The following is an 18,805-nucleotide window of genomic DNA, read 5'->3' as shown; positions in this document are numbered from 1 at the left end:
ACCACCGTGAAGCAATCTCCTGTCGAAAATCCTGACAGGCGGGATTTTAGATGGAATATGATATAACCTTCCAATGGCAAAAATCTTTCTAAGTATTTTTCTTTCATTGGCAGCAACCTCAGCTTTGGCGGCAGAGGATTGCTATTTGCACGAAATCAACCCTGAGACAAAGAAGATCTTTGCGAGCCAAGAGGAATACAACTCGGCCGCCATGGAGTGGAAGTACCGCGAGCCACAAAGCCCGGGGTTTATTGCTTTAGCCCGAGCCTACGCGGTTTATTCTAAGGAAAAAGCCGTGGCTGAGAAAATGACCCGCGATAAGCGTGCTCACTGTTACGTCGGCTGCCGCATTTCACAAGAGCTTGATTACCGTACGGCGGAATACGTCGCTTGGTATAAAGAAGAAAAAGACATCAAAGACTGCAACAAGGGCACTCACTTCGAACACGCCGATTTCGACGCCACTGTCGAGGGCGCACAGATGGGACAGTCCCAAGTCGACGCTGCAGGTTGCCTGCAATCCTGCACTCAGAAATATTAATTTTTTTCTTTCACGGAAGAGACGCCACGATTTTTCGCAGCTGTTGGATTCGCGGCAAGAACCTGTCTTGAAATTTCCAAAATACTGTCCGCGTAGTCGCGGCTATTGTTGTATTTCATCAGAGCCTCGACATGGGAGTCGGGGTTGGCGTTTTTCCAGCCGCTGCGATGCAAGTAATAGGCAACACTCATGATCGCATCCGGTGCTTCGGTGAGCTTTGCTACGGTGCCGGGCTTAGAGGGCTTTGCGTACTCTAAATAGCTTGAAGGAATAAACTGCGACAAACCAAAGGCGCCGGCGTAAGAGCCCCGCAAGGTGGTGATGTCGAGATGCTTTTTCTTACGAATTGCAGCCATGGCCATGATCTGCTCACGCGCCCAGTTAGCTTTTTTCTTTGTTCTCTCCGCCATGAGCTTACGAAGTTCTTTCTTTGTAAAGCGCTGTTCTTTTTTATTTTTCTCAAACGCGAGCTTCGTCAGAAGCACGCGGTTCTTTTTAATATCGGCTTGCAAGAGGTGTAGATAGACGCTGTTAATATGGAATTTTCCCATATTGTCGCCGTGGCGGGTTTCAATCCACAGCAGAGCTGAAATCACATTCGCAGGCACATCGTATTTTTGTTCGGCAATGGCAAACGCCGGCTGGTTCTCGCGCACAAAGCTCTGTGTTTCACGCACGGCCTCGGCGTTCACGCGATTCATGTGCTCGCCGGCAGGGCGCAGGAAGCCTAATAAATTCAACGTCACTGTCGAGTCAAAGCTCGCAGGCTCGTAGTACTTCATCGACTCCGCAATATAGCTTTTTGAAAGTCCCATGCGGGTGAGTTCTTTTTCGACCCACACGGCATCGGCTTGAAGCGGAGATTTGGATTTATTTTTTGTCTTAGCAAAGGCGGGCAAGCCCAGGCTCAAAAGGACAAAGAAATGCAGCAAAAACTTCATTTATTTATCTTAGGACAACTGCCCGGGAAAACCGGGTCCAGGGTGGACAAACGGTTCTTTGGTCGTGAAGTGTAACACAAAAGTAATAGAAAACTGGATGAACGTCTCCTGACCTTCTGATGGGAGAAATCCGAAACATTGGGTATGAAAAAACTTATACAAACCCTCGTTCTCCAAATCGCCGTAATGTCTGTAGCGCATGTTGCCTCTGCGCAACTCACCTCAGAAGCTGTCATCAGCGGACGTTACACAGACCAAATCACCTCCATTGCTTCGAATTCAACTTGCACTAGCTACAATTGGAAAAACCGCGGCCGCGCGCCGGCCGGCTATATCAAAGGCATGGCACTTTCGTTTGCGCGCAGTGCCTGTCGTACGCGTCTGAGTCCTGTGCCGGCGTTAGCCCGCATCATGGCTCAGGCAAATACTCAGAACGCTAAGAAGGACGCCATTGCTCACTATCAATCGACGTTTGCCATGCGCGGAATGAGCGTGTCCACATCTGGTGAAGCCACTTTGCGTGCGCTGTATACGCTTGGTATTGGTCTGGGGATGCGTGAAAGCTCCGGCACTTACTGCGAAGGCTGGGATAAGTCTGCGGGCTCAAATCGCACGTCTGCAGAAGCTGAGTCCGGCTTGTTCCAAACAAGTTATGACTCGATGGGAGTTTCAAACGAACTCAAGCGTCTGTACGAAGAGTATCAAGGCACCACCGGCCGCTGCATGCTGAACGTGTTTAAGCAGGGCGCGAGCTGCAAAGCTCAGAGTGTTCTCGGGAAAGGCGCTGGCGCGACTTACCAGGCTTTCAATAAAGCTTGCCCGGCATTTGCGGCGGAGTATGCAATGACGATGCTGCGTTTGAGCCGCACTCACTATGGACCTATCAACCGCCTCGAAGCGGAAGTGGTTCCTGCTTGCAATACAATGTTGAAGAGTGTGCAAGCGCTGGTTGATAGTAATGCGGAAGCCGTGTGTAACGAAATTTACTAGTGATAAGCTAGAGATTAAACTTTGAAGCCCGGGTCTTTCTCGGGCTTTTTTTATTCTTATTTATGCGCTTAGCTATTGCGCAATGACACGTTGTTTGAAGAAAACATCACGTCGTCTTCAAAGTCTTTAAATAAATAAGACGAGTTTAGATGAATTCCTTAACAATTTAGTCCGTGTGAAGAAATCGTCATTACTTTTTAACGCGTCCTCCATGTTAGCCATAGAAAAATATAAAAAATTCAAGGGGGATCGGATTTCATGGAAAAATCATCAGTGAAGTCTTCACAAAATGGCGAACTGAAAAAACCAAAGATTGGTAAAAGTCAAAAAGCCAGTGTTGCAAAGTCTAAAAAACTAAATGCCCCTCCCACGGCCAACACTGCTTTTTATCGGGAAGTTCCTGAAGCCGATTTTTCCTCAAGCACAACTCATGAACAGCTTCGACAGCTGCTTTTTACTGTAAAAGCAGTTCGTCGAGGCGAGTTCAATGTGCGCATGCCGCATCTTCATGAAGGTATCATTGCCGAGATCGGTGAAGTCTTAAATGATATCATTGAAATGAATGAAAGCATGGCGAATGAATTTTCCCGTGTGCGAAACACCGTCGGGCAAGAAGGTAAGATGTCTGAGCGTGTTTCCATGGGAACTGTTCGCGGCGCCTGGGCGACCAGTGTCGACTCCGTAAACTTACTGATTGGTGACCTTGTGCAGCCGACCACCGAAGTCGCGCGCGTTATCACCCACGTCGCAAAAGGGGACTTGTCACAAAAGATGTCCCTCGAGATCGACGGCCGGACGGTCAAAGGAGAATTCCTCCGCATCGGTACCACGGTGAATGCCATGGTGGATCAGCTGAATTCGTTTGCCTCCGAAGTAACTCGTGTTGCGAAAGAGGTGGGTACCGAAGGAAAGCTCGGTGGTCAGGCCGACGTTCGCGGTGCTTCTGGTATCTGGAGAGATTTGACTGATAACGTAAACATCCTCGCAGGAAACTTGACGGATCAGGTACGTAATATCGCAAAAGTAACAACAGCCGTTGCCAAAGGCGATCTTTCACAAAAAATCACGGTGGATGCCAAAGGCGAGATCTTTGAACTTAAAAACACCATCAATGTCATGGTGGATCAGTTGTCATCGTTTGCAGCCGAGGTGACTCGTGTGGCGAAGGAAGTAGGTACCGAAGGCCGCTTAGGTGGTCAGGCCGACGTTAAGGGCGTCTCTGGTACTTGGAAAGACTTAACAGATAACGTGAATGGTCTTGCGAACAACTTGACCGCTCAGGTTCGTAATATTGCAAAAGTAACAACAGCCGTTGCCAAAGGGGATTTGTCACAAAAAATCACGGTGGATGCCCGCGGTGAAATCTCTGAATTGAAAAACACCATCAACGTCATGGTGGATCAGTTAAACTCATTCGCATCCGAAGTAACTCGTGTGGCGAAGGAAGTAGGGACTGAAGGTAAACTGGGTGGTCAGGCCGATGTAAAAGGGGTGTCTGGGACTTGGAAAGATTTGACCGACAATGTGAATGGTCTTGCCGGTAACTTGACAGCCCAAGTACGTAACATCGCAAAAGTAACCACTGCCGTTGCGAATGGCGATCTTTCACAAAAAATCACGGTGGATGCCAAAGGTGAAATCCTTGAGCTGAAAGACACCATTAATACCATGGTGGATACACTGAGAAGTTTCGCTGCCGAAGTAACTCGTATGGCGAAAGAGGTTGGTACTGAGGGTAAACTCGGTGGTCAGGCAGACGTAAAAGGTGTGTCTGGTACTTGGAAAGATCTGACCGACAACGTAAATGCGATGGCATCCAATTTGACAGTGCAGTTGCGTGACGTATCTAAAGTTGCGACGTCGATCGCGAATGGTGATCTGGGACAAAAAATCACAGTTGAAGCCAAAGGCGAAATCCTGCAGATCAAAGACGTGATCAACAAGATGGTGGATCAGTTGTCATCATTCGCTTCAGAGGTCACTCGTGTGGCGAAAGAGGTGGGGACTGAAGGAAAACTCGGCGGCCAGGCGGAAGTAAAAGGTGTGTCTGGGACCTGGAAAGATCTCACGGATAATGTGAACGGTCTTGCCGGTAACTTGACAGCCCAAGTACGTAACATCGCAAAAGTAACAACCGCCGTTGCCAAAGGGGATTTGTCACAAAAAATCACGGTGGATGCGAAGGGCGAGATCTTCGAACTTAAAAATACTATCAACGTCATGGTGGATCAGCTGAACTCATTCGCTGCCGAAGTAACGCGCGTTGCGAAGGAAGTTGGAACTGAAGGCCGTCTCGGTGGACAAGCTGAGGTAAAAGGGGTTTCAGGAACTTGGAAAGATTTGACCGACAATGTGAATGGTCTTGCCGGTAACTTGACAGCCCAAGTACGTAACATCGCAAAAGTAACCACTGCCGTTGCGAAGGGTGACTTGTCTCAGAAAATCACCGTGGATGCCAAAGGTGAAATCCTTGAGCTGAAAGACACCATCAATACCATGGTGGATACACTCAGAAGTTTTGCTGCCGAAGTAACTCGTGTTGCAAAAGAGGTAGGGACTGAAGGTCGTTTGGGTGGACAAGCGGACGTAAAAGGTGTTGCCGGTACTTGGAAAGATTTGACCGACAACGTAAACGGTCTTGCGAATAATTTAACCACTCAAGTTCGTAACATCGCTAAAGTTACGACCGCCGTCGCAAAAGGGGATTTGTCACAAAAAATCACGGTGGATGCCCGTGGCGAGATCTTGGAACTCAAAGACACCATCAATACGATGGTGGATCAGTTGAATTCATTCGCATCCGAGGTCACTCGTGTGGCGAAAGAGGTAGGCACCGAGGGTAAACTCGGCGGCCAAGCGGAAGTAAAAGGAGTCTCTGGTACTTGGAAAGACTTAACAGATAATGTCAACGTCATGGCTTCGAACTTGACGGTTCAGCTTCGTGACGTATCTAAAGTGGCGACAGCCATCGCCTCCGGGGACCTTGGCCAAAAAATCACGGTGGATGCCCGCGGTGAGATCCTGCAAATCAAAGACGTCATCAATAAAATGGTGGATCAGCTCTCATCTTTTGCCTCCGAAGTAACTCGTGTGGCGAAAGAAGTAGGTACCGAAGGGAAACTCGGAGGCCAAGCGGAAGTGCGCGGTGTCTCTGGAACCTGGAAAGATCTGACCGACAACGTAAATTTCATGGCCTCGAACTTAACAAAACAAGTCCGTGGTATCGTGAAGGTCGTAACCGCCGTCGCAAACGGTGACTTGAATCAAAAATTCGTTCTTGAAGCCAAAGGGGAAGTGGCAGCCCTTGCTGAAACCATCAACTCCATGACAGATACACTTCGTATCTTTGCCGATCAGGTAACAACGGTTGCCCGTGAGGTCGGTATCGAAGGAAAGCTTGGAGCGCAAGCGCGCGTTCCTGGGGTTGCGGGTACTTGGAAAGATTTAACTGACAACGTAAACTTCATGGCGTCAAATCTGACGACTCAAGTGCGTGGTATCGTGAAGGTCGTAACCGCCGTCGCAAACGGTGACTTGAATCAAAAATTCGTTCTTGAAGCCAAAGGGGAAGTGGCAGCCCTTGCTGAAACTATCAACTCCATGACAGATACTCTGAGAACCTTCTCGGATCAGGTAACCACGGTTGCCCGTGAGGTGGGTATCGAAGGAAAGCTCGGGGGTCAGGCGAAGGTTCCGGGTGCTGCTGGTACGTGGAAAGATTTAACTGACAACGTGAATCAGCTGGCAGGAAACTTGACCGCGCAGGTGCGTGCGATCGCAGAAGTATCCACGGCGGTAACCAAAGGTGATTTGACTCGTTCCATCACCGTGGAAGCCCAAGGTGAGGTTGCAGCGCTTTCAGAAAATATCAACTTCATGATCGGTAACTTGAAAGATACGACTCAGAAAAACACTGAGCAAGACTGGTTGAAAACGAACCTTGCGAAGTTCTCGAGCATGATGCAAGGTCAGCGTTCTGTGACTGCGGTGGCGCAGTTGATTATGTCAGAGCTGACTCCGCTGGTGGATGCGCATCAAGGAACCTTCTTCATGCTGGAAACAGAATCTGAAGAACAGCAAAGCCTGAACCTCATTGCAAGCTACGCGTTTATGGAACGTAAAAATGTTTCTAACCGCTATAAGCTCAAAGAAGGCTTGGTCGGTCAGTGCGCGTTTGAGAAAAAACGCATTCTGCTAACTCATCCGCAAGATGATTACGTCGTGATCAGTTCAAGCTTGCATGAAGAAAAACCGCGCAATGTGATTGTGCTGCCAGTGCTATTTGAGGGCGAACTCAAAGCCGTGATCGAACTTGCTTCGACGCGCACGTTCTCTCAGAACTATATCAATTTCTTGGATCAGTTGATGGATTCCATCGGCGTTATCCTGAACATGATCTCGTCCAGTATGAGAACGGAAGAGCTCCTGCAAGAGTTGAAACGTTCCAATGCCGAATTGGAAGCTCAGGCCAAAGAGCTCGAAGACAAAGCAAAGCTTCTTGAAGTGAAGAACCAAGAAGTGGAGCTCGCGTCGCGCTCGCTCGAAGAAAAAGCGGAACAGTTGTCACTTATTTCGAAGTACAAATCGGAATTCTTGGCGAACATGTCCCACGAACTTCGCACGCCGCTGAATAGCTTGCTCATTCTCTCGAAAACTCTGGCGGAGAATCGCGACAAGAACCTCAGCAGCGAGCAAGTTAAGTTCGCAAGCACGGTTCACTCAGCAGGTCAGGACTTGTTGGCTCTTATCAACGAAATCCTCGATCTTTCTAAAGTTGAAGCTGGGAAAATGCCTGTCAATCCGAAGGCCGTGGAACTTGAAAGCGTGCTTGAGTACCTCGAGCAGACTTTCCGTCCTGTGGCAGAACACAAGGCGCTGGAATTCAAGGTTCAAATGGATGCGCACTTGCCAAAAGCAATGTTCACCGATGAAAACCGTTTGCAGCAGATTCTTAAAAATTTGCTCTCCAATGCCTTTAAGTTCACTGAAAAAGGCAGCGTGAAGCTTGAGATTGGTTTGGCCGATAAAACCCATGCTGAAGAGCTAGGTCTGAAAGGAAAGAACACGTTTATGTTCCGCGTGACAGATACCGGGATCGGTATCGCGCCTGAGAAACAAAAACTGATCTTTGAGGCCTTCCAACAAGCCGACGGGACGACCAGTCGTAAATACGGCGGGACAGGTTTGGGTCTAACCATCAGCCGTGAAATCGCGCGTCTGTTAGGTGGTATCATTGAGGTGGAATCTGAGCCGAGCCATGGCAGCCGCTTTACTCTTTACTTGCCACAGAAATATGTGGGGGACGTCTTGGGCATGCTTGAGGCAACTGAGGCGCCGCGCGAGGTGGAATCACTTCCTGCAGATGCCGACTTCACCGGCAAGAAAGTTCTCGTTGTGGATGACGATGTTCGTAACGTCTTTGCGTTGACAAGTATTTTAAAAATGCGCGGCATGAATGTGATCTATGCAGAGAATGGCAAACAGGGAATCCACGTTCTGAAAGAAAATCCTGACACGGATCTGGTTTTGATGGACACTATGATGCCAGAGATGGATGGAATCGAAGCCACTCGCGGCATTCGTAAGATCGCAGAGTTCGGGCAGCTTCCGATTATTTCACTCACGGCGAAAGCCATGAAGGGGGATCGCGAGAAATGTCTTGAGGCCGGTGCCTCGGATTACGTAACCAAGCCAGTGGATGAAAATCATTTATTAGCTGTGATGTACTCGTGGATTAAGAAGGAAAAATAGGAAATATGCGACATCCTCCAGTTGATATTCTTATCGTTGACGACCGGTTAGATGGACTCATTGCTTTAGAAGCCGTGTTGAATTTGCCAAATGTCAACTTAGTTCGGGCGCAGTCCGGAGCGGAAGCCCTGCGCCTTTTAAACCAGTTTGATTTTGGCGTGATTCTTCTGGATGTGCAGATGCCGGAGATGGACGGTTTTGAAACCGCTCGCCGCATTCGTCAAAATGAGCAATACCGCTATACGCCGATCATCTTCGTGACAGCGATCAACAAGGACGACATGCATATTTACCGCGGCTATGAAGTGGGCGCGGTGGATTACATCTTTAAACCGTTTGAACCGCAGATTTTACGATCGAAGGTTAATTTCTTCGTCGATTTCTATTTGAAAAAGCGGCAACTGCAGGATCAGAATGAAATGATCCGTCAAACCGAGCGACAAGCACGTTTCCTCCAACTCGCGCAGTTTGAGATGGAAACGCTGAAGCGTTACCGCAATCTGGCCGACGCAGTTCCGATCATGATCTGGAAATCGAAGGTCGACGGCGCTTTAGATTATTTCAACAAACTTTGGACCGACTACACCGGCCTCAGTCAAGAGCAGAGCGTGGGCTCTGGGTGGCAGGATGCGATTCACCCTCAGGATCTACGAATCTTCTTGAAGGCCTGGATTGATTCGATGAATAAAGGGGCTCCCTTTGAAATCGAAATCCGTGTTCGCCGTCATGATGGTGAGTTTCGCTGGCACACAGTGCGTGCCGTGCCGGAGTTTGATATTCTCGACAAGGTGACTTCTTGGATCGGTACCAGCATGGATATCCACGACAGAAAAGTCGCTGAAGATGAGATCTTTGATGCCAAGCAGGCGGCGGTTGCAGCGAGCGTTGCAAAGACTCAGTTCTTGGCAAATATGAGCCATGAAATTCGCACTCCGCTCGGGGCGATGCTGGGATTTGCCGAGTTGATGCTGAATTCCGATATGTCCGCGGAGGAACGAAATCAGAATTTAAATACGATCATGCGTAGCGGCCAGCAGCTGCTCAGAATCATAGACGAAATTTTGGATATTTCCAAAGTCGAAGCCGGGCGCTTGGACATTGAAAATATCGACGTGAATCTCGCGGGCCTTCTGCGTGATCTGCAGACGTTGATGCTTGTAAAAGCGCAGGCAAAAGGCATTGGCTTAGAATTTAATTTTAAAACAAAGATCCCGGAGAAGGTGATCACGGATCCAACGCGTCTTCGCCAGATCTTGTTGAACATGATCAGTAACGCGATCAAGTTTACCGAAAAAGGCAAAGTGGTCCTGGAAGCGTCATGGAAGAATAATAAGCTTTCATTCCACGTAAAAGACACGGGGGTTGGTATTGACCGGCAGCTGGCAGAAAAGCTCTTCCAGCCGTTTGTGCAAGTTGATAGCTCCACCACGCGCCGCTTTGGCGGTACAGGCCTGGGCTTAGCGCTCTCGCGCAAGCTTGCGGAAGCCTTAGGCGGGAGTGTCTCGCTTGAAAGCAGCTCTGCGGGTCAAGGCAGTTGCTTCTTGATTGAAGTCAGCGGTGTGCCTGCGGATTTGTCTCCCTATTTTGAAACTCTCGAACAAGAAACTATTGAAGCCAGACAGGATTTTCCAGCAGTGAACGACAGCAATGCACTTCAGGGTATTAAAGTCCTCCTCGTTGAGGACGCACCTATCAATCAAATTCTCATTAGCCGCTTCCTGACCGGAGCGGGGGCTCAAGTGGAACTTGCCAATAACGGTGTGGAGGGTGTTGAAAAAGCACTCAAGGGCCAGTACGGCATCATCCTCATGGATATTCAAATGCCGGAGATGGACGGCTACGAAGCAACGACCACATTGCGGGGCAAGGGGTACGATGGTCCGATCATCGCTTTAACAGCGCATGCGCTTAAAGAAGACCGTGACCGCTGTCTGGCGGCTGGTTGTTCAGATCATTTAACCAAGCCAATAGATCGTCGCCTCTTGATTTCACAGATCTCAAACCTAGCGACGCACTAAGGTCCAAAGCATTTTTAGTGGCATAGCCATAGGTGGTGTTATCAAAAACACACCAGATGTTTTTATGCGGGAGCTCTTTGAAGTCCCGTGCCAGTTCCTGCAGTAAGGTCTTTGGGTAGTCGGATTTGTAAATCACCGGGGTGCCATGCAGGCGGAAATAAGTGACCCCTGACAGTGGAGAGTCCTTGAGTTCCAGCGGGCACGGAGCCGGGTCAGCAAAAACTTTACTCAGTTTCAGTTCGCGCATCAGTTCGAGGGCCTCGGGTCTTAGCCATGTATAATGCCGAGGCTCGACAGCGATTGGCCCGTGATAGAGTTTTCTCAGTTTATTAAAAAAATCGGCGACATCATGCACTTTAAAATCCAAGTGCGGCGGCAATTGCACCAATAAAACTCCGAGTTTGGATTGCAGGGCCAGAATGCGGCTGATGGATTCTTTCAAAAGATCAAAACTGACATTCAGTTCGAGTTCATGCGTAAAGATGTGCGAGACCTTCACAGAGAATTTAAAGTCCGCCGGGACGCTGTCTCGCCAGCGTTCGTAGGTTTTCTGCTGATGTTCCTTGTAAAATGAAGAATTGATTTCTACGGCGTTCAGGACACTGGCATAGCGTTCCAAGTGACTGCCTTTGTCCAAAAATCCGTGTGAATATTGTTTAGGCATCTGCCAGTGTGCGGTGCCCACATGAATCTGCTTACTCATATTTTAGGATTAACAGGGACGATTTCCCACGGTGCGCGATTTGTGATATAAAATCCCGATGACCAAAGAGTTCCGAAAGAACATCACAGGACGAGGAGCCAGCAGCAACGCGGGAAACCGCTTTGATAAGCACTCCTATGAGCCGACACCTGAGGATTTTGACAATTATCAGGAAGAGGAACAACCGCGCCTGCAAACGGAAATCTTAAAGGATCACTCGAAGACGATTTTAACTGAAAACAAAAGCCCCGATATCGGGTTTCGGTTTTCCGTCAATGCCTATCGCGGCTGTGAGCACGGCTGTGCTTATTGTTACGCACGTCCCACGCACGAGTACCTGGGGTATTCGGCGGGGCTTGATTTTGAATCAAAGATTTTCGTGAAAGAAAATGCGCCTGAACAGTTGCGGGCGGCCCTCATGAAGAAATCCTGGCAGCCGGAGCCGATTGCGATGAGTGGGGTGACGGACTGCTATCAGCCGCTTGAGCGAAAAATGGAACTTACCAAGCGTTGCCTTGAGGTTCTACTCGAGTTTCGCAATCCGACCTGGCTGATTACGAAAAATGCGCTCATTCTGCGCGATCTTGAGATTTTTAAAGAGATGGCGTCTTATAATGGGGTTGCGATCATGCTCTCGGTAACGAGCCTCGATGCCGAGCTTGCACGCGATTTAGAGCCGCGCACTTCGCATCCGATGGCGCGCCTGAAGGCAGTGGAGACTTTAGCGAAGGCAGGGATACCTGTCGGAGTGAATGTTGCTCCGGTCATTCCAGGGCTGACAGATCATGAGATGCCGGCGATTTTAAAAGCGGCCAAAGATGCCGGAGCCGTTTTTGCCGGTTATACGCCCCTGCGATTGCCGCTTTCTGTAGCGCCCCTGTTTTCGGAGTGGCTCGAAGTGCATCGGCCGCTCAAGAAAGAAAAAGTCTTGTCATTGATTAAAGATATCCGTGGCGGGAAACTCAACGACGCAAACTTCGGAAGCCGTATGCAGGGGCAAGGCGCTGTGGCCGACAATCTTGCCGGCATGTTTGATCTATATTGCCGTAAGTTTCACCTCAACGAACAGCGCATTCGTTTGTCCGTCGATCACTTTCGCCGTCCACCGCAATCAGGTGAGCAAATGGGTTTTGACTTCGGGGAATAGTTATTTCTTGTGCATATTCTTGCCGACGATTGCGATCACGATCATCAAAAATGCCAAAAGACGAATGAGATAAATCCAGCTTGTAGACTCTGGCAGTGGGGCTGATTGTGGATCAAGCACACCCTGTACGAAAAGAGCGATCACTCGCTCCAAAGACAAAAGGCCGCAGGCTATGGCGAAAAAAGCGAAGAAACGATCCTGGGCGGCTTTCCAGAGTTTTAAAAAGAAAATACCTGAAGCGGCAAACGTTGCCATGCTAATTCCGGCCAGAAAGAACGTGTAGTTAATACTCGTCATGTCAGCTCCCAAATAAGTCCAAACAGCAGAGTCGCGCCAGACAATGTCCCTAAAAGATTCCGCCAAAAAGGTCCGTGCAGATCCATATTGGGGAACATCGCCAGATCTATGTAAAGAAAGATATTGTTACAGGCCATCAGCGCAAAGCTGAGTGCCGTCCAGAGGAGGAGTTTGTTGGCACTTTTGCGATAGCCGCGAAATAAAAATAGAGTACAAAGTATACTCATAACGGCGCATAACAAATAGACGGTTTCAGCCATGGGAGTCTCCTTTGTTCGGTTTAGTGGGTGAAAGTCGGAAGGCTTCCGCCAAATCACGACTTTTCTTCATCGGCGAGAAAATCATTTCAAGGATTCTATAGCGATGAACTTTATAAATATCAGCCAGACTGTGAATGGTCTGTTTAAGATCCACGTCATCCAGAAAGAATGAAAACTGAGAATCTTCGTTTTTAATAATAAGACCTTGCGAAAGAAGCAGGCTAATACGCTTTTCGACGGAATTTATATTTGAACGAAGAAGTCCATTCAGTTCCGCCAGGGACCAGCTTTTGTTTGAGTCCGATTCGAGGAGAAGTAGAATCTCTAGTTGCTCCACGGAATCGATGTACTCAAAAACAAAATCTCTCACGGTCTTCGGTATATCGTTGTCAGACATAGTGTCAGGCTACAGGCTTGAGTTTCTCAACGCCAGTGACGAATTCAGGATATTGTGCAAGATTTCAGCGAATTAAAGAAAATTGTTGATCAAAAGCGGTATCATCATCTCACTTTTTTTTATTTAAGAGCTGCATGATATATTCTTCGCCGAATTTATCGACGTCCAAGCCGAGCTTGTTAAACTCTTTCATAAACTCACTATCAAAACGTGTTTTTCTAAAGGCCACACCATAAGTATTTTTCGCAATGATTTTCGGATTCACTTGCAGTTTATCCTTGTAACGCGCCAGTGTCGGCTCTGTATTGATGTGGTAGATGAAAGCCGGTGGATTCATCAAGGCATAGTCGATGCGCTTTGTGGCAAGCTTGCGCAGGTTTGAAATATTATCTGGAGCATCTTCGATCGTGAGTTTTTTCTGATCGAGCAGTTCTTGCATTCCACCGCGAAGTTCCACCCCGACGACGTTGCCGCCGATGTATTTTCCGAGGTCCTCGAGTTTTTTCCAGTGAATGGGGTTCGCCTTGCGTTCGATCAGCACCCATAGTCCTTTGGAAATGCCATCTGAAAAGACAAAGAGCTCTTTATTCTCAACGGTCGTATAGGGAAAATAGCCGTCGATGCTAAAATCATTTGCGGCCATATATTTGGCACGTTCCCATGAGCCGACGATAACGACATTCAGGTCATAACCCATTTTCTTAAATATTTTGCGAAGAGAATGCGCAGCAGCTCCCTGTTCAGGCATCGAATTAGACATATACGGAACAGATTCATGGGTGACTAAGGTGATTTTACGTAGTTTTGCAGGAGTCGGAGAGGGTGTGGGGGCCGCTGTTGCAATACATACCGCACAGATCGTGCTCAGGAGAATTCCGAGAAATCGCATATCTCCCAAGACACCACGTTGTGTGCGGACTTGCAATGATTTTTATTTACATCGCTGCCAGATCTTCTGCGGACGGTGTCCATTTTTTCAGTTGCTTAGGGCCGAGTCCCGCGGAGCCGTCGTAAATTTTGATACCGTGTTTGATCAACTCGCGCAAAAATTCTCCACGAGGCGGGTTGCCTGGATTGGTGAACGTAAATGTTTCGACGTCTTGAAGTCGAACAGCGCCGAGGATCTGAGTTTCAAAATAGATATTCCAGCCGCTCACAGAGCCTCGGGGTAAGAGGTTTAAAACATCGCGACCTACTTTAAAGGTTTTTGCTTTCAAAGCTTCGACCATGAATGGAACCATGAGCATGCGATATTTCCAAGGAATGAGAGAAGCATCCCAAGTCTTGTATTCAGGTCTGATGCTCCAACCGGGGCCCAGGCTGTCTGTGGGATAAAATGTCAAGCGATCTTGGATCGCTTCAGTTTTGAATCCATAGACATCAGGTCCGTATTGATAGCTACTAGAGATGTCCGGCGTAATCGCCGAGGTTCTTGGCTTTAAAGAAAGAGTTCCGTATTTTGGCTTGAACTCTGGATCGCGGGCTGAGTAAGCCGTCACGTCTTCCAAAGCATACAAGGCTGTTTCTGCACTGTTGCGGCCATCCGGACTTAAAGAGCCACGCGATGATTTGGTGATGAATTGATTTTGAAAGCCGACCTTAGGAACCCAGAAACGGGCGTTCTCAGGCCGGCGCATAGCCACTTGCAATTTGTTTTGGTCAATGAGCTTGATTGCAAGTTTCACGTCTGGATCTTCACTCTTGCGAAGGGTTTCAACAAACTTTTCGTAAGACTCGATTTCCGGTGCTTTCAAATAATCAACATACTTTTCTTCAAGGCGTTTCATGAATTCGACCGCCTCTTTATTTAAAGACTGCACACGGCCTTCTGAGTACAGGTGAAGCATCGGAATACGTAGTTCGCGCGGTAGAACTTTATTAAGCTCCATCACGTAAAACTGATAAGCACGTTTCATTTCTCGTTCTGTCGGTTGAAAAGTCGTTTGCTTATTTTCTTTCACTTCTTTATGAAGCGCCGTCAGGTTTTGGAACGCAGGATCCGCAGCGAGGGCTTGTTTCAATTCTGTCGCAATAGAATCTAAGAAGTGCGCGGTCTCGGGCTTGTCTTTTAATTCTTGCTGGAGAGTTTTTAAGCTGAGGATGAGGCCTTTAATATTTTCGAAATCCTGCCATTGAGGAGCCTCTTTGCTCGAAAGAACCTCAGGGCGAATCGTGGTTTTAAATGCTTCGACATACTGCTGTACCGATTTGCCGGTGATAGTCTCAAACTCCGCAACAGTCACCTGTGCTTTCATGACATCGGAGCACATCATTTGGGCATGGGCTGAAGATGCTGTGAGCGCCAAAATGAATATAATAGATGTTTTCAAGGTTCACCTCGTACTTGAGTACTCAGCAATCCGTGCGCCGGGCGGATTGTTGGGGCGACCGAGAAATTACGAAATATTTTGCAGGCTTACGCGGGTGCCGTGGCCGGGCCAGTGCGGGCAAGCTTGCCAGAAATCTAAAACGTCACCGTGGTGTTAGGGAAATGCACAGTGGCCGCTTCCGGCCTGGAGCGGGAATTTGCTCGAGTCTCATTTTGAGACAGCGATTCCGTCCCTCGTGGCGTTGTGCTTGCAGAGATGTTGGTGAATGAGGTGGATAATGTATCTATTGCAGTGGGCGCGTGCGCGTGCCGCCGTAAATTGTCGTGTTCTACAGTCTTTCATCAAGGCTGCGGGATGCCTCATGCTCTTGCTTTTCCATACATCCTTCGCAATGGCTTTTGATTTTTATATCCATCCGACAAACCTTGTTTCAAGAAAGTCCTCGGATCCTTGCAGTGTCGTAAAAGTACACAGCGCTTTCAAAGCGAAGGACGGCAGCCTTCAACATCAAGAGGGTCTCGGTTGGATGGTCGCTGGCCCCCAAGGTTTGGGAGTGGTTACGCCTTTCCACGTGGTGGTCAATGCGGATGCCGTTGTTGGCGAATGCCGCGGTCAGTTCTTTGATTTGGCGCCAAAAGCTGTGGACGGTGAAAAAGATATCGCTTATTTGCAGTTGGTTCATACGGGCCTTATTCACGCCAAAGTTCTTTCGCCGTTGGTGTTCATTGAAGATGCGAAGAATCCCTCAGCTTATGGGAGGCTCTTTACCTCACCGGATATTCAGCGCAATCGTTGGCTTATGAATCTGCCACACTTTGCATTGACGACGGGGCTTCAGGGTATTTTACAGAAAATGAGTGGCTACGGTGTTGCCGTTTCTGCCGAGAAAGATTCTGAGATGCCGGTTTTAATGTCGGCTCTTTCTAAGGACCTTGTTCATGCAGTCATCGATAAAGACCAAGCCTTTGCGAAGCAAATGATTCGGGTTGAAAACTTCGGGGTTCGGCCGGGTCTTTCTGGAGCTCCATTGTTTGGTGTGCCTGAGGAATACATAACGCCGCTCGAAGTTCTTCCGAAGGCTGTGCTTGGAATGGTTGTAAAAACTAAAAATAACGGTGCAGAGACCGTGGCACTTTCCCTCGGGGATATCTATGACTTCCTTGAAGAGAGAGTGCTGGCGAAGCCAGCGAACATCGTGCGGGGGCTTGAAGTTCACTACCAGGCGATTGCTGAAGGGGAGCGCACGCGCCTGCAAAGTTATTTAACATTAAAGAATGCGAATACCGCGATGTCTTTTGTTGAGACCTGCTCTGAAGAGTACAGAAATTCAGCGGAGTTTAAAATTACTATTGATCCAAAACTTCAAAAGCAACTTGAAGATCGTCAGAAGATGCGTATTTTCTTAGACCCTAAAGAAAATCTGCTAAAAGAAAAGAAATCAGTTCCGATGCCGAAAGATCCTCCGGGTAAATCTCTTTATGGCGGTGGTGAGTACGGCGAGGGTGGTGATGGCTTTGCGATGATGGGCAGCGAATTCCTGACGTCGCTGACTTCGATTGGAAGCTTCAATAATCTGAATTTAGACTATCGTGCGCTCGAGAGAGTTCCTTCAATGGGACTTTATCTGCAAAAAGGGCTCTGTCGTCAGCAAGGTCTTTGGAGCGGTCAGAAGCTTCTGAATACCGTTCAAATCCCAGGAGAAAAAGCGATTCGTCTTTCTACCAATGAAGACCTTCGCCAGTTCTATTTGCGCTACCAAGGGCGCGCTTTGGATTTGATTCAACACTATGGCCGCTATGAAACTACGCCGGCATTTAGTCTCAATATGACGGAGGGTACGTCTGAGAATAGAGATCTGTCCGTGAATCATAAGATTTCTTCCCAGCAGGCAGAATGGCGACCAGCGGGCCATGATTACTTTAAGAATGTTTTAGCAAAGGGGTCCCCTTCGGTGGGGCGCTTATTAGTGACGAAGCAAAGTCTTTCACTAGAGACGCGCTTAAACACGTTCTCGAAAGAAGCGTCGATGTTGCAGCTCCAGTATCAGAATCAGCAATGGCAGGGGCTGGTGAGCCTCGGTTCGCAATGTCTGATCCGTCTTGCGCCTGAGCGCTTTATCGGCGTGACGCCGTGGCTTGTGGAGTACAGCGACGGTGGAAACCGCCTCAGTATCGAGTTGAATACGAAAAACCGTGTGATGAGTGTGCAAATCAAGAAGCTTGCTTGTTCTGCGGCTGCGAAGATGGCCTTAGGTGAAATCGAAATTCTGGAGGGTTTATGAGCAAAAAGTATCAAACCTCAGTGAACCAGCTTTTAAGCGGCGCCCGTGATGAGGCGGCGGCCCAAGCCTATGCCGATCGCGATGAGTGGCAGAAGTCTCCGGATGAGGCCCTTGAACGCAATCTGATTGCTTTTCGTCTGGCAATGAAGGCGGGAAATTTTCAGGACTCAATGGAAAACCTCGATGAATCTCTCACAAAGAATGTCTTTTTAAAAGCGGAAATCCTTTTTGTAAAAGCCACTTATTTTGCCCAGACCTCGCGCCATGAGTTCGCAGCTGCGAGCTTTGTAAAAGCTGCGGGTTATTACCTGAGTGACAAGAATTTCGAAAAATACACTCTCAGCCTGTTTAATGCCTTTATCGCCGAGACATATTTACCGACAAAGATGCTGAATGAAAACGCACGCGTTGCAGAAATCCGTGCGCTCGCGGTGGAGCATGATATTGCGAAGGTTCAGTTTCTCTGTGATCGCCATCAGTCCTTGCGCTTGTTTGAAGACGGCGATTATCAGGAGGCCATTGATGTCCTGATCGTGTGGACGGCTCGCCAGGACGCGCTCACGAAAAGTGATTCGCAACTGGCATTACTCCATATTGCTGACTGCTTCTGGCAAATGCGTGATCTGCGGAAGGCGCTTTTATACTTTGACCAAGTTCCTGAATCCGTGGATGAGCGTGTTCGCTTCCCGCGTGCGGTGATCGAAGCAAAGCTTTGGCAGAAACCTTTGGATTTGAATTCGTTTGCCGTCGTGACAGATCACTGGCGCGAGCGTTATCGCCGCGCAGGTTTTGAGGTCAGCGCTAGTGCTCCGAAGGCCGCGAAAGCGTCTGCAAAGCTCTTATGGAGCGTTAAAACCGGTGTTCTTTCGCGGGGCCGCAGTCTTGTTGGCAAAGTGAAATCACAGTCTCTTGAAGGGCAGCTGATTCGACTACTCGCAGATGGCCCTCGTAGTAAGAAAGTTCTTTGTGAAAGCCTATGGCCTGCAGACACGGAAGTGATGTTCCTCGATGACCGTTTCCATCAGCTGGTCCAGCGGGTGCAAAGAAAAGCCAAGGGCTTGATTGTGTTCGACGGTCAAAGCTATCGTCTGTCGGAAGCGATCGCAAGTATTTGATTCCAGGCCTCTATATTCGTCAGTCGGCTTCAGT

14 protein-coding genes are annotated in these 18,805 nt (G+C 48.5%); 7 read left to right on the top strand and 7 right to left on the bottom strand.

Annotated features, from left to right (window positions below; genetic code table 11):
- Positions 1 to 73 precede the first annotated feature (73 nt).
- Positions 74 to 541 (top strand): hypothetical protein, encoded by a 468-nt coding sequence (locus tag JSU04_19765; protein MBS1972554.1) that lies wholly within the window; start codon positions 74 to 76, stop codon positions 539 to 541.
- Here the strand turns inward: JSU04_19765 and JSU04_19760 are convergent.
- Complete coding sequence (locus JSU04_19760; protein ID MBS1972553.1) at positions 538 to 1,482, bottom strand: lytic murein transglycosylase; 945 nt, start codon at positions 1,480 to 1,482, stop codon at positions 538 to 540. The genes JSU04_19765 and JSU04_19760 overlap by 4 nt on opposite strands.
- A 144-nt stretch (positions 1,483 to 1,626) precedes the next feature.
- On the opposite strand from JSU04_19760, the gene JSU04_19755 reads away from it, so the two are divergent.
- The 3 genes from JSU04_19755 (at position 1,627) to JSU04_19745 (ending at position 10,241) form a co-directional block, all read left to right on the top strand.
- A complete protein-coding gene (locus tag JSU04_19755; GenBank protein MBS1972552.1) occupies positions 1,627 to 2,472 on the top strand; it encodes a hypothetical protein in 846 nt (281 codons plus the stop codon).
- 771 nt (positions 2,473 to 3,243) lie between these two features.
- Positions 3,244 to 8,223 (top strand): HAMP domain-containing protein, encoded by a 4,980-nt coding sequence (locus JSU04_19750; GenBank protein MBS1972551.1) that lies wholly within the window; start codon positions 3,244 to 3,246, stop codon positions 8,221 to 8,223.
- A gap of 5 nt (positions 8,224 to 8,228) precedes the next feature.
- The gene (locus JSU04_19745; GenBank protein ID MBS1972550.1) at positions 8,229 to 10,241 is read left to right on the top strand and encodes a response regulator; all 2,013 of its coding nucleotides are present in this window, start codon (positions 8,229 to 8,231) and stop codon (positions 10,239 to 10,241) included.
- On the opposite strand, the gene JSU04_19740 is transcribed toward JSU04_19745, so the two are convergent.
- A complete protein-coding gene (locus tag JSU04_19740) occupies positions 10,132 to 10,944 on the bottom strand; it encodes a DUF72 domain-containing protein (protein MBS1972549.1) in 813 nt (270 codons plus the stop codon). The genes JSU04_19745 and JSU04_19740 overlap by 110 nt on opposite strands.
- 58 nt (positions 10,945 to 11,002) lie before the next feature.
- Here JSU04_19740 and JSU04_19735 point away from each other — a divergent pair, with 58 nt between their 5' ends.
- Positions 11,003 to 12,091, top strand: coding sequence for a PA0069 family radical SAM protein (locus JSU04_19735; protein MBS1972548.1), 1,089 nt, complete (start codon positions 11,003 to 11,005; stop codon positions 12,089 to 12,091).
- Here JSU04_19735 and JSU04_19730 read toward each other — a convergent pair whose 3' ends face one another.
- The 5 genes from JSU04_19730 to JSU04_19710 all read right to left on the bottom strand — a co-directional run bounded on the left by JSU04_19730 (position 12,092) and on the right by JSU04_19710 (position 15,375).
- Positions 12,092 to 12,388: a hypothetical protein gene (locus JSU04_19730; protein MBS1972547.1), complete on the bottom strand. Its 297-nt coding sequence runs from the start codon at positions 12,386 to 12,388 to the stop codon at positions 12,092 to 12,094.
- On the bottom strand, positions 12,385 to 12,648 hold the full coding sequence (locus tag JSU04_19725; GenBank protein ID MBS1972546.1) for a hypothetical protein: 264 nt from the start codon (positions 12,646 to 12,648) through the stop codon (positions 12,385 to 12,387). The genes JSU04_19730 and JSU04_19725 overlap by 4 nt, the downstream gene beginning before the upstream one ends.
- Entirely contained in the window at positions 12,641 to 13,045 is a 405-nt protein-coding gene (locus JSU04_19720) for a hypothetical protein (protein MBS1972545.1), read from the bottom strand. Before JSU04_19720 ends, JSU04_19725 begins: the two co-directional genes overlap by 8 nt.
- A 109-nt stretch (positions 13,046 to 13,154) precedes the next feature.
- Complete coding sequence (locus tag JSU04_19715) at positions 13,155 to 13,934, bottom strand: transporter substrate-binding domain-containing protein (GenBank protein ID MBS1972544.1); 780 nt, start codon at positions 13,932 to 13,934, stop codon at positions 13,155 to 13,157.
- Between the two features lie 46 nt (positions 13,935 to 13,980).
- Complete coding sequence (locus tag JSU04_19710) at positions 13,981 to 15,375, bottom strand: hypothetical protein (protein MBS1972543.1); 1,395 nt, start codon at positions 15,373 to 15,375, stop codon at positions 13,981 to 13,983.
- A gap of 277 nt (positions 15,376 to 15,652) precedes the next feature.
- Between JSU04_19710 and JSU04_19705 the strand changes: the two genes are divergently transcribed.
- A complete protein-coding gene (locus tag JSU04_19705; protein ID MBS1972542.1) occupies positions 15,653 to 17,656 on the top strand; it encodes a hypothetical protein in 2,004 nt (667 codons plus the stop codon).
- Entirely contained in the window at positions 17,653 to 18,771 is a 1,119-nt protein-coding gene (locus tag JSU04_19700; protein ID MBS1972541.1) for a hypothetical protein, read from the top strand. Before JSU04_19705 ends, JSU04_19700 begins: the two co-directional genes overlap by 4 nt.
- Positions 18,772 to 18,805 lie beyond the last annotated feature (34 nt).

Source organism: Bdellovibrionales bacterium (genome assembly GCA_018266295.1).
Taxonomy (GTDB): domain Bacteria; phylum Bdellovibrionota; class Bdellovibrionia; order Bdellovibrionales; family Bdellovibrionaceae; genus JACMRP01.
The sequence above is the reverse complement of the archived record's forward strand: the minus strand, read 5'-3'. Positions and strand labels throughout refer to the sequence as shown.

What these genes read in the sequence shown, in the direction of transcription:
- JSU04_19745 (MBS1972550.1), top strand. Translation starts at nt 8,229, where the DNA reads ATGCGACATCCTCCAGTTGATATTCTTATCGTTGACGACCGGTTAGAT.
- JSU04_19760 (MBS1972553.1), bottom strand. Translation starts at nt 1,482, where the DNA reads ATGAAGTTTTTGCTGCATTTCTTTGTCCTTTTGAGCCTGGGCTTGCCC.
- JSU04_19705 (MBS1972542.1), top strand. Translation starts at nt 15,653, where the DNA reads ATGTATCTATTGCAGTGGGCGCGTGCGCGTGCCGCCGTAAATTGTCGT.
- JSU04_19730 (MBS1972547.1), bottom strand. Translation starts at nt 12,388, where the DNA reads ATGACGAGTATTAACTACACGTTCTTTCTGGCCGGAATTAGCATGGCA.
- JSU04_19765 (MBS1972554.1), top strand. Translation starts at nt 74, where the DNA reads ATGGCAAAAATCTTTCTAAGTATTTTTCTTTCATTGGCAGCAACCTCA.
- JSU04_19750 (MBS1972551.1), top strand. Translation starts at nt 3,244, where the DNA reads ATGTCCCTCGAGATCGACGGCCGGACGGTCAAAGGAGAATTCCTCCGC.
- JSU04_19715 (MBS1972544.1), bottom strand. Translation starts at nt 13,934, where the DNA reads ATGCGATTTCTCGGAATTCTCCTGAGCACGATCTGTGCGGTATGTATT.
- JSU04_19720 (MBS1972545.1), bottom strand. Translation starts at nt 13,045, where the DNA reads ATGTCTGACAACGATATACCGAAGACCGTGAGAGATTTTGTTTTTGAG.
- JSU04_19755 (MBS1972552.1), top strand. Translation starts at nt 1,627, where the DNA reads ATGAAAAAACTTATACAAACCCTCGTTCTCCAAATCGCCGTAATGTCT.
- JSU04_19735 (MBS1972548.1), top strand. Translation starts at nt 11,003, where the DNA reads ATGACCAAAGAGTTCCGAAAGAACATCACAGGACGAGGAGCCAGCAGC.
- JSU04_19725 (MBS1972546.1), bottom strand. Translation starts at nt 12,648, where the DNA reads ATGGCTGAAACCGTCTATTTGTTATGCGCCGTTATGAGTATACTTTGT.
- JSU04_19700 (MBS1972541.1), top strand. Translation starts at nt 17,653, where the DNA reads ATGAGCAAAAAGTATCAAACCTCAGTGAACCAGCTTTTAAGCGGCGCC.
- JSU04_19740 (MBS1972549.1), bottom strand. Translation starts at nt 10,944, where the DNA reads ATGAGTAAGCAGATTCATGTGGGCACCGCACACTGGCAGATGCCTAAA.